At 47.2% G+C, this 11531-nt stretch carries 8 protein-coding genes; 3 read left to right on the forward strand and 5 right to left on the reverse strand.

The window, feature by feature from the left end; genetic code table 11:
- Window positions 1–73: 73 nt before the first annotated feature.
- Entirely contained in the window at window positions 74–1036 is a 963-nt protein-coding gene (locus Q4Q52_RS17860; protein ID WP_311991248.1) for an AEC family transporter, read from the reverse strand.
- Between the two features lie 299 nt (window positions 1037–1335).
- Between Q4Q52_RS17860 and Q4Q52_RS17865 the strand changes: the two genes are divergently transcribed.
- Window positions 1336–2235, forward strand: coding sequence for a LysR family transcriptional regulator (locus Q4Q52_RS17865; RefSeq protein WP_311991249.1), 900 nt, complete (start codon window positions 1336–1338; stop codon window positions 2233–2235).
- Window positions 2236–2257: 22 nt separating this feature from the next.
- Here the strand turns inward: Q4Q52_RS17865 and Q4Q52_RS17870 are convergent, their stop codons facing one another.
- The 3 genes from Q4Q52_RS17870 to barA form a co-directional block, all read right to left on the reverse strand.
- Complete coding sequence (locus Q4Q52_RS17870) at window positions 2258–2491, reverse strand: DUF3319 domain-containing protein (RefSeq protein ID WP_006082632.1); 234 nt, start codon at window positions 2489–2491, stop codon at window positions 2258–2260.
- Window positions 2492–2672: 181 nt separating this feature from the next.
- Window positions 2673–3272, reverse strand: a complete 600-nt coding sequence (locus Q4Q52_RS17875; protein WP_006082631.1) for a YjaG family protein — start codon at window positions 3270–3272, stop codon at window positions 2673–2675.
- Entirely contained in the window at window positions 3247–6048 is a 2802-nt protein-coding gene (gene barA / locus Q4Q52_RS17880) for a two-component sensor histidine kinase BarA (protein WP_006086870.1), read from the reverse strand. The genes Q4Q52_RS17875 and barA overlap by 26 nt, the downstream gene beginning before the upstream one ends.
- A 100-nt stretch (window positions 6049–6148) precedes the next feature.
- Between barA and rlmD the strand changes: the two genes are divergently transcribed.
- Both rlmD and relA read left to right on the forward strand, forming a co-directional pair.
- Complete coding sequence (gene rlmD / locus Q4Q52_RS17885) at window positions 6149–7501, forward strand: 23S rRNA (uracil(1939)-C(5))-methyltransferase RlmD (RefSeq protein WP_311991250.1); 1353 nt, start codon at window positions 6149–6151, stop codon at window positions 7499–7501.
- Window positions 7502–7653: 152 nt separating this feature from the next.
- The gene (gene relA / locus Q4Q52_RS17890) at window positions 7654–9861 is read left to right on the forward strand and encodes a GTP diphosphokinase (RefSeq protein ID WP_311991251.1); all 2208 of its coding nucleotides are present in this window, start codon (window positions 7654–7656) and stop codon (window positions 9859–9861) included.
- A gap of 484 nt (window positions 9862–10345) precedes the next feature.
- On the opposite strand, the gene Q4Q52_RS17895 is transcribed toward relA, so the two are convergent.
- Complete coding sequence (locus Q4Q52_RS17895; RefSeq protein ID WP_311991252.1) at window positions 10346–11371, reverse strand: transposase; 1026 nt, start codon at window positions 11369–11371, stop codon at window positions 10346–10348.
- Window positions 11372–11531 lie beyond the last annotated feature (160 nt).

Genomic DNA, 11531 nt, shown 5'->3' on the forward strand with positions numbered 1-11531 from the left:
TGATTTTATATACAGTAAAGTGGCTTGGGTAAATAATCGGCATTATTGGCAGTAAATATTTTTAATTAACTGATTATGCATGGGTTCTTACTAAGCTTTCTAAGATAGGCAAACTGAAGAAAGTAACTAAGGTGCCAAATAGAATGCCCTGAGCACTGGTTGAAGCTTGAGTGTTATAGCGCTGGGCGAGCAAGTACACGCTCGCCGCAGTGGGCAGTGCGCTCAAGAGCACGCCCATGATCAGGTAGTCGCCGCCCACGCCAAAACGGCAAAGCATAAAGTAGACGAGTGCCGGTTGGATAACCAGCTTGAAGAGGTTGATAAGGCTCAGTTCGATAAAATTCTTGGGGCTAAATACGCTGCTATCTTTCTGGTAGCGCATCGCTTTGGCGAGCACCATACCGATGGCAAACAGCGCGCACGGGCTTGAGGTATTGCCAATTTGTTGGATCATTAGCGCCAGCCCTGAGGGCAGTTTTATCTCTAGCGCCGAAATGCCGACGCCAATCAAGCTACCAATAACGATAGGGTTTTTACCGACCGCCATCATCATTATGACTAAGGCGTGGTGTTGTCTTTGGGTGTTTGTGGCCAGTTCCATCGAGACTAAGGCGACGGCAAACATCAGCACGGATAATAAGCTGGCAATCGCGGCGGCGACTAACGCACTTTGCTGCTGCGGGAATAAGAGGATAAGCAGTGGAATACCAATAAATGCGGTATTACCAAAGGTGGCATTGAGGGCTCGAATGGCGGCAACCGCATGCTGTTTAGGGTTAGCAAGCAGCGAGAGCCCAAGGCAGACAAGATAAGTAATCACCATAGCCGTGCTGTAGCCCGCAATAAATCCCCATTGCAAAATTTCATCAATCGGCTGCTGGGCGAGGGCGATAAGCATGATCGCAGGGAACGCAATATAGTACACATACTGGTTTAGCACTTGATCCGTATCGACGGGCAAGAGTTTTAATTTTTGCACTAGTGTGCCGAGCAACATGATCCCGAAGACGGCAAACAGAGGGGTTAAAATGGTCATTTCCCTCACTCATCCTTACGATTAAATTTGAATAAACTCAGCCACCACCGTCATTTCTACTATCGCTATGATTTTAGGTGGGCGCTTGCCTTTTTTATGTCACGTTAGAACCAGAACTAGCGCCAGCGCAGTAAAACTCGCCACAAAATAACATATCATTTCAGTCTAAGGCTATTGCGCTATGGTCGTATAAGTGGATTAATTGATGTTTAAAACACAATGACTTAGCGTACGCTGTGATTGTTGATGACTTTATATAGTGCCTAAAGTGGGCAGCTAGAACAGAATTAGGACATGCAATGAGTGATGATTTAGGCGCTGAACTACAACTTGTCTACCTTTTTGTGCATTTAGTCAATGCGGGCAGTTTTTCGCAGGCGGCGAAGGAGCTTGATATGCCCATTGCCACAGTGAGCCGCAAGTTAGCGAAGTTGGAAGAGAAGCTCGATAAACAGCTCTTTATGCGCAGCACCCGCAAGTTACGACTGACGGAGGAAGGACTGGCGCTCTTTCAACGCTACCAGAGTGTGGTTGCCCAATTTGATGAGCTGAGTGGTGCGGGCAGCGATAAACCCGAGGGCACCTTGCGCATCGCCGCGCCGATTTCGATTATTTCCATCGTGTTTATTCAAGCATTTAATGAATTTGGCCGCCTGTATCCCGATATCCGTTTACACATTTCCCAGAGCAATGAGTTAGTGGATTTGATCGACAAGGGCATAGATGTGGCGATTGTCGGCGGGGCTCAGCCTGATTCTTCTTGGGTGTCGAGTACCTTAGGCGAGCTGGATTATTGCCTGTTTGCCACGCCAGAATACTTGGCTCAGGCACCTAAACTTGAGCATCCCGACGATCTCGAAGCCCATCAACTGATAAAAGTCTGGCCGCTGTTTAATTGGCATTTAAAGCATCCGAGCGGTGAGTCTTTCTATTTTAATGGCCCAACTAAGTTGACCCTCACGGATTTACACGGTGCGATTCAGGCGACCTTAGGCCATGGCGGGATCTTGTATGGTCCCGAACTATTTGTAAAACAGCAGATTAAAGAAGGGAAACTTAAAGTATTATTACCAGAATGGATTGGCGAGCAGAGGCGGATTTCGATTTTATATCATCAGCGCAGCCAGCAGCCGCTAAAGGTAAGAGTCTTTATTGAGTTTATGCAGTCAAAGGCGCCAGAGTTATTCTCTATGCGTTGATTTAACGAGGGGGAACTGATTTTTAACGTCTTTTAGGTTTTACCGTGTTTTTGCTCATAGTATTTTGCGTTTGTTTCGCGTCCTGCAAGCTGGAGCGTGTCGCGGGTAATATGCCGAGTTCTAAGAAGTATCCCACTAAACGCCGCAGTTCGAATAAAGAACCGATACGCTGCTGATCTTTGATAGTCAGTTTCCAACTGTCAGTTCGTCCTTCGCTATTGGTTAAGACAAATCCTTGATAAACAATCTTTTTCATTGGAATAACTCAATATTGGCTGATGGAACTTGCTAGCTTTAGTTTTACTCGTTTTGGGCTTGCTTGAAAGTGATTGCTGTCGAGACTAGAGGCTTATTGTTTAGAAACATTATTAAGAAACATTGTTTAGACATATTGTTTAGAAATAAGGGTGCCTGAGTTACCCCAAGCACCCCATCAATTAAGCGACGCTGATGCCGATATTTGATACGCCCGCTTCGATAATGTCTTTGCGTAAACCTTTGACCAGTTCCGCAGTGATCTTTGGATTTTCTTCGATAATTTCCAGCAGAGAATTTTGTAACTCTTTCTCTTCTTCCATAACTTCATGGGCAAAAACAAAATCATCTAATGCTTCATCGACTAAATCGACATCGCTGATGGCTTCGATATAGTTAGCCACTGTGCTCGATGACAGTTTGCTGATATTGACGATATCTTCTTCAATCTTGCCTTGAATCGCACCCAATAAGGTTGATATGGCGACCACAGCGTCCATGGCTGGATAGACGCCATAGGCTTCAAAATCAGCGGGTTCAGGGGTGTTATCTTCAAGACGTTGCAGATGCACATCGATATTGAATTTAAGCTTAGGATCGTACAGGGATTGCCACAGTAGCTCTAACGCAGTACTCAACACAGCAGGGTCACCAAACTCACAGACTTCGGAAAACAGTTGATAGTTGGGCAACATGCGTTGGCAAAGTGCAGTGGCGAAGAGTTGTTTTTGTGGCAGTGTTAACGCCTTAAGACGTTTAAAGAAGCCCGTTTTTTTGGTCATCTGTTATTTCCGCTGATAGCTGTGATATCACTTGATTTGCCGCAGATTCTACCTTAGTTAACTCATCAAGTAACTCTAGTATTTCGGGTTCGAGATCTTCGACCGCTGTTTCACGTTTTAGCGCCGATTCTATTTCTTGGCATAATCTTTGGGTTGTTGGCACGCCGCAGTAGCAGCTCGCACCATGTAGTTTATGGATTGTACTGAGCATGACGGGATGATCGTTTTGACTCAGCGCGGTTTGAATCGTCGAAACGGTTTGCGGTAAAGAGTCGAGCAACATTCTCAGCATGTCTAAGGCGAGGTCTGCTTTGTGATTAGCTTGAGTTAAGCATAAATCCCAGTTCAGCGTATGCAGGTCAAAATGGGTGAATTTAGGCCGAGTGATCCAGCGATGGATAACGTCTTTGAGCGCCGCTTCATCAATAGGTTTCGGTAAATATCCATCCATGCCACTGCCTAAAATCAGCTCGCGTTCTTCAGCAATCGCATGGGCCGTCACGGCAATAATTGGCGTGTTACGGTTCATCGAGCCTTGGCGAATTTGCTTAGTGGCGCTGATACCATCTGTGCCTGGCATCTGAATATCCATAAAAATCAAATCGAAGGTGCGAGTCTTCGCCTGTTTAACCGCTTCATCGCCACTGTTGACCGCGATAACCGTCGTCACTAACTCGCTGAGCAAGGTGTCGATTAGCTTTAAGTTGGCAAAGTTATCATCCACCGCCAGTACGGTTAAGGATTGGCGCGCCGCCGGCGTGGCTATGGTCACTGGGGCTATGATGTCGTATTCCATCGGTGGATAGAGTAAGTTGCGGGCAAGCTGGTGCTCACTCACGGGCAGAGACAACACCACATCGGCATTCGGGCGAATAAATTGGGTTAAGGCGTCTTGTTCTTGGCAATCGTATAGCACCACAAGACAATCAGTTTTGGTCTTCGCCAAGTTAAGTGTACTCACTAGTTGTCCTGCATCGCTAAACCCATGGCAACTCAATAGAACATAGTCGTATGGCGCTTCGGCCGTGTTGAGTGTGGTCAGCAAGCTTGGGATATGCTGATGGTGAGTCACTTTGGTATCCCATTGATTCAATTGTCGGCTCAAGACTGCATGAGTCAGCACTCTGGGCTCATAAAACAGTATGGTTTTGTCTTTGAGTTTTTCGAGTGGTAGTGAGTCACCGATTTGGAACTGACCTAAGCCGAGCGGCAAACTAAACCAGAAGTTTGAGCCTTTTTCTGGGGATGAGGTAAAACCGATTTGGCCGCCCATTTGATTCACTAAACGCTTAGTGATCACTAAACCTAAGCCTGTGCCACCAAAGCGGCGGGAAATCGACGAATCGGCTTGGCCAAAGGCTTGGAATAAAAAGTCCTGCTGGCTTTCATCGATACCAATACCGGTATCGACCACATCACAACGCAGTACCACTTGTTCTTCCGACTGGCTTTGCAGTTCGATTTTGACCATCACGCTGCCAGAATCGGTGAATTTAATCGCGTTACCGACCAAGTTATTGATGATTTGGCAAACGCGCATGGCATCGCCATTAACATTGTCGGGCACGTTGGGGGCGATATCAACGACGAGCTCTAGGCCCTTGGCCTGAGCGCTGCCCGAGATTAGCGTGATGGTATCGCCTATGGTTTCCCTTAGACCGAAGGGCATGTTTTCCAACACCATTTTACCGGCTTCGAGTTTAGAAAAGTCGAGAATGTCGTTGATGATGCCCAGCAGGTTAGTGGCGCTGCGCTCAATGGTTTTGATGTAATCCACTTGGCTCGAATGCAAAGGGGTTTTCACCAATTGCCGTGCAAAACCAATAACGCCATTGAGCGGCGTACGTAACTCGTGGGACATGTTGGCTAAGAATTCTGATTTAATTCGGCTGGCTTCTAGGGCGCGTTTTTTCGCTAAATCTAACTCGACGTTTTGGATTTCAATCTGCTCTAAGGTTTCCCGCAGATCCGAAGTCGCTTGGTCGATATTTTGCTGCATCTCATCATGGTATTCCGATAGCGACCCCGCCATGGCATTGATGCCGCGTTTGAGTAAGTCGAGCTCACCAATCAAGTTGCCATCTAAGCGGGCGTCCAATTTACCTTCACGGATTTTAGCGACGACGCGCACCATTTCAGTAATGGGCTGAGTGACGTTTTTCACCAGCCGGAAAGTGAACAGCAGGTTCAACTGCACCCCGATCAACACGATTATAAAGGCGGCGACGGCGGCTCTATGCTGCTCGAGTAGGGCACGTTCTTTATTGATGATGATGGAGATATAACCTAACAGCTGACCATCGTCGGTTTGGATATCGTAATTGGCGGGAGCGGCGCTGGGGCCGGTGGAGAAAATCGGTGTCCGTAAAATCAGGCTGTCGCCCACATGCTCAATTTCGGTTTTATGCAGTGTGTTAAGCGCTTCTTTGTAGCGCATAATTTCAAAATCTTTGTGGTAATGCGAGGTCACAAAGAGCTGATTATTGGCATCGAAAATCGCGATGGATTTCACTAGAGTAGATTTGTTGAGCTGCGCCGCGGCGAGTAAGCGTTTGGTCGCCTCGCGATCATTGGCCACTAAACCGATTTCACTGGCAATCGACAGCGGCTCGATAATATTGCTGCCCTGTTCGACGAGCGTATCTTCGAGCTCATAAAAACGGTTTATGGTAAAGTAGCTGCCCAGAAGGATACCGACCAAGATTGTTGGCGCGAGCGCCAGTACAAGAACCCAAGAACGTAGGCTGTATTTGGTCATGTTGTTGACTGGGTTCATAGCAGCGGCGGTGTTTCCTGTAACAGAGACTAAGATAATTTTATAAGACTGCCAGAAAGAGGGCGGTCTTTGCCAGTATTTTATTGATTTAGAGGCCGAAATGGCGCAATTTTTTAAAGCAAAACCAAATAGTTCCAAACAGTTGTCGGCTAAGTTATCGCTGAGCGTCAATCAGCTCGATCACTTAGGGGCAGGTATAGCACAACATCAAGGTAAAGTCGTGTTTATCCCCGGCGCACTGCCCGGTGAAACCGTGACGGTACAGCTCACCGAGCAAAAGAAAAATTATGCCCGCGCTAAGTTAATTAAAGTCGATACACCTAGCTCTGAGCGCGTCGAGCCTGAGTGTCCACACTATCACACCTGCGGCGGCTGCGACTTACAGCATATGTCATTATCGGGCCAGCGTGAGCATAAAGAAGCGGCGCTGCTGGATATTATGGCTAAGTTTGCCGGCGCCGAAGGCGGCACGTTATCGCCCGCATTAACGGGGGAAGGTTGGCATTATCGTCGCCGTGCCCGTCTTGCGACTTTATTTGATAAAAATACTAAACACTTAAGCTTAGGTTTTCGTGCCGCTAGTAGCAGCAATGTGGTGCCTATCAGTCAGTGTCAGGTGTTAGCTAAGCCGTTATCAGATTTGATCGTCCCCTTTGCTAAGTTGCTGAATCAATTAACGGCTAAAGCCAGCTTAGGCCATCTTGAGTTAATTGCCGCCGATAATGGTCACTTCGCCGTGCTGCGTATCACTAAGGCGCTAAACGATAAAGATCTCGCTAAGCTGTCAGCCTTTGCTGAGCAGCATCAGATCCACATTTGTCTGCAGGATAATGAAGGCCAATTCCAAGGCGTTGGCGCTGAGTTAGTGTTACCGGTTTATCAGCTGTTAGATGACAAAGCTGAGTCGGATGCGGTGAGTTTAAGCTTCACTCCCGGTAACTTTGTGCAAGTGAACGGACAAATTAACAAGGCCATGGTCGCTCAAGCGATGGATTGGTTAGCGCCAGCACCTGAAGAGCGCATTTTGGATTTGTTCTGCGGCATGGGGAATTTTAGTTTGCCCTTAGCGAAAATGGGCGCGGATGTGATTGGCGTCGAAGGGGTTGCCGAGATGGTGATTCAGGCACGGGTGAACGCGAAAGCCAACAATCTTGATAAACTGACCTTTTACCATGGCGACTTAAGCGCGGATTTATCCCTTGAGCCTTGGATGGGCAAAATTGATAAATTACTGCTCGATCCTGCCCGTGCTGGGGCGTTTGAAAGCTTGCAATGGCTGAAGAAAATGAAGCCGCGCAAAGTCGTGTATGTTTCTTGTAATCCTGCGAGCTTGGCTCGCGATAGCGCTGTACTGTTAGAGCGCGGTTACCGATTACAGCAATTGGGACTTATCGACATGTTCCCACAAACACACCATATCGAAGCCATGGCACTGTTTGAATTAACCAAGTAATTTGCGCTGGCAAAGTAAGCAAAGCGTTTGAATAACGTAAAAAATGTGATTATTACGTCGGTTGGGTTTGACAAGTTCGCGCCAATGCTGAAGATAGGAGAGCTGAAGTGGTGCCCACTTTCTCTCTGAGCACGGATAAGGAAATAAATTAGATGGTCTCTGTTCGCGAAGCGCACTTTAATGATCCCGATTTTCACTTAGAAGATTGGGTGGCTCGCTATGTCGGTCATGCCGATGAAGCGCAGATGCTGCTCTCCTTGATAGGGCAGATTGACGCCTTACCCGCCAAGAGTCCTGCAGCGAAGAGAGAACTGCTCGAACGTGCTCGAGAGATGATTGAAATCCTCGCACCGCTGAACATGGACATTGAAACCCTGCAAGCGGCGATTCTGTTTGTGGTGTTCGATGCTGGGTTACTGACCGAAGACGCCATCAAAGAAAAATTTGGTGAGCCTCTGGCGCGTTTAGTGGCGAGCGTTGTGACCATGAATGCCATCGGCGCCTTGAAAATCAATCCCAACAGTCGCTCCACCGAGCCGCAAATCGACAACATCCGCCGCATGTTATTGGCGATGGTTGAAGATGTGCGTGCAGTGGTGATTAAGCTTGCTGAGCGTGTGTGTTTGCTGCGGGCGGTGAAAAATGCCGATGAAGAAACTCGCGTGCTACTGGCCCGCGAAATTGCCGATATTTATGCGCCGCTGGCCAACCGTTTAGGCATAGGTCAACTAAAGTGGGAGCTGGAAGATATTTCTTTTCGCTACCTGCATCCAGATACCTATAAAGACATCGCTAAGCAGTTAGACGGCAAACGACTGGATCGTGAAGTCTTTATCGACAAGTTTGTCAGTCAGTTACAACAAAGATTAGATGAAGACCAAATTCGCGCTAAGGTCTACGGCCGGCCGAAACATATCTACAGTATCTGGCGCAAGATGAAGGGCAAGCACCTCAAATTTGATGAGTTGTTTGACGTGCGCGCCGTGCGTATCGTGACTGAGCGTTTGCAGGATTGTTATGGTGCATTAGGTGTTGTGCATACGCTTTGGCACCATATTCCGCGGGAATTTGACGACTATGTCGCTAACCCTAAACCTAACGGTTATCAATCGATTCATACCGTAGTGGTGGGGCCTGAGGGCAAAACCGTTGAAATTCAAATTCGTACCCAAGACATGCATGAAGATGCAGAGCTGGGTGTGGCCGCGCACTGGAAATACAAAGAAGGCAATCATTCCGGTAAGCAAAGCGGCTACGAAGAAAAAATTAACTGGCTGCGTAAAATTCTGCAATGGCAGGAAGACGTGGTCGAAAGTGGCAACTTGGTCGAAGAAGTGCGCAGCCAAGTGTTTGAAGACAGAGTCTATGTGTTCACCCCAAGCGGTGAAGTTGTCGACTTGCCACTGGGCTCAACCGTGCTCGACTTTGCCTATTACATTCACTCCCAAGTGGGACATAAATGTATTGGTGCTAAGGTCGATGGCCGTATTGTGCCTTTCACCTATCAGGTTGAAACGGGCGAGCGTATCGAGATCATCACCTCGAAACAGCCCAATCCTAAGCGTGACTGGCTTAACCCTAACTTAGGTTATATCCGTACCTCGCGGGCGCGTTCGAAAATTCAGCATTGGTTTAAGCAGCAGGACAGAGACAAGAATATTGTCGCCGGCAAAGAAATGCTCGAATCCGAACTGGCGCGGGTGAGCCTTAAAATTAAAGACGCGGCCATTGCGGTCGAGCGCTTTAATATGGCGAGTATGGATGACTTACTGGCGGCAATTGGCGGCGGTGATGTGCGTCTGCATCAAGTGGTTAACCATATTCAGAGTCGTCTGCGACTCGACGAAGTGTCAGAAGAAGATGCGGTCGAAGAGTTAGTTAAGAAAGGTCAACATAAGCCGACCTCCAGTGGCCGTGGTCAGGTTGAAGTCAACGGTGTGGGTAACTTACTTAACCATATCGCCCGTTGTTGTCAGCCCGTTCCCGGTGATGAAATCTTAGGTTTTATCACTAAAGGCCGTGGTATTTCTGTGCATCGCGCCGATTGTGAACAAGTGAAAGAGTTAATGCGGGTTCACCCAGAGCGTGGTGTCGATGTGGTCTGGGGCGAAAATTACTCCGGCGGTTATCGGATGCGTTTGCGGGTATTGGCCCACGATCGCAGTGGCTTATTGCGTGACTTAACCTCAGTGCTGGCGGCCGAAAAATCCAATGTATTGGCTATGAGTTCGTCATCGGATACCAAAAACCAGACCGCCGCGATTGAGTTGGAACTAGAGCTTTATAACCTCGATGGTTTATCGCGGGTGTTATCGAAACTGACTCAAGTCGATAGTGTGATCGAGGCAAGACGGCTTTAAGACTAGCAACGCCTTTCGAAGTGAATAGCCTTGAAATCTCTAGCAATATAGAAGAATTTGAGAAGCTATCTAGAAGCTAGAAAAAAGTAATCAAGGATTAGGGCGGCAGGGTGAATTTCACCTGCCGCCTTTTTTATTTGGTTTTTTATGAAAATTGAGCGGGATGAGCAGTTAATTTAGTCTTTGTATGCTTAGCTGTTGCTGCAAGCCAATCATAATGGCTTGCCATGGCATTCACTCACCGACTCGCAGCCAGTCCGTGGATGCTCGACCGCCCCGTCCATGGGGCGGACTATCGTCTCGCTAATCACCATGGCACACCTTTCGAGTGCTTGCGTAACCTGTTGGTTTTAAACACTAGATCTAATCCTAACGATTATAGACACCACTCTATTGGACAGAAATGAGCTAAGTTTTGCGCGAAATTATCTTCATTTCGTATAAAAAAACAATTCTAAGCGCAGAATCGTCGGCCATGATGCGCTTAAGGATGTAATGCTTGGCTTGAGGCTTTACCTTTACACCATTTTCCGCAGTTGTGCTGCTTTTTAAACTCACACATGCTATCCCATCGACCACTTATGCCACTGTATTGACGGCGAAACTCTTTGGCTGAAGTGAGCCACGCATCGGGCGAAATGCCTAATTCATTGAGCAGTTTTGGCCGTTCATTATTGATATAGCCTTTTTTATCAAGGCGCATAGCTCGTCCCGTCCAATCTATTAACTCAAGATAATCGGCAAAATGAAACGGAATACCCGTTTGCTGACTCAGAAGTGTTGAACCATCAAATTTTGCGAGGGCTTTATGTGGTATTTGCTGTAGGTTATCTGCGGTATTTTTGGCCAGTTTGGGCGCGTTGATATTAGGATTAAGTGCATTCACGCGCTCCTGAATCGATGTAAAATCAGAGGATTGCACGGAGTCGGCAATCCCTGCTCGAATAGGATTTAAATCGACATACATCATGCACGCCAGCAGTGCTTGCTCATCTAACAAGGCTTGTGACTTAAAACGGCCTTCCCAAAAAGCGCCTTTACACTCATCTTCACGATTGGCCTTACGTGCAATTTCTTCATTTAAACAGCGCATAAACCAAGAGATACTGCTCAGTCGCTCATGCCACTCGGCGAGTAATGCATCAAGTAACATCACTTCACCGTCGATTAAAGCATCACCATTCATATACTTAGTGGCGACAGCATGGCCTTTAGTGATTTGACACCAGCGACGAATAATATCTTTTTGCGTTAGCGATTTAGCCTTGTCGACATCAATTTTGAGCACTAAATGATAGTGATTACTCATCACCGCATAGGCGCAAATATCAATGCAGAAAATCGCAGATAATGCCTTGATTTTATCAACAATCCAGACGCGACGATGCTCATAACTGCGACCTGACAGTTTATCTTCACCGCACAGAAAAGCCCTGCGAACACAGCGATTTATCACATGATAGAAAGGTGTCGCATTAGCATCAATTAACTGTCTTCTGGCCGATGTCATCACAGGCTCCATACAGAGAAAATCAAGGTAATATAAAGCCTAGTAGAGGAGTGCGCAGAACACAAAAGATATGGCTGTCCTTACTTTTTGGTTACTTTTTGGGTTAACGCCAAATGAGTCAGAACGTTTATATTGGAATGACTCTAAAACCGTGGCCAAT

This window comes from Shewanella sp. SP1S2-4 (assembly GCF_031932075.1).
Taxonomy (GTDB): Bacteria; Pseudomonadota; Gammaproteobacteria; order Enterobacterales; family Shewanellaceae; genus Shewanella; species Shewanella baltica.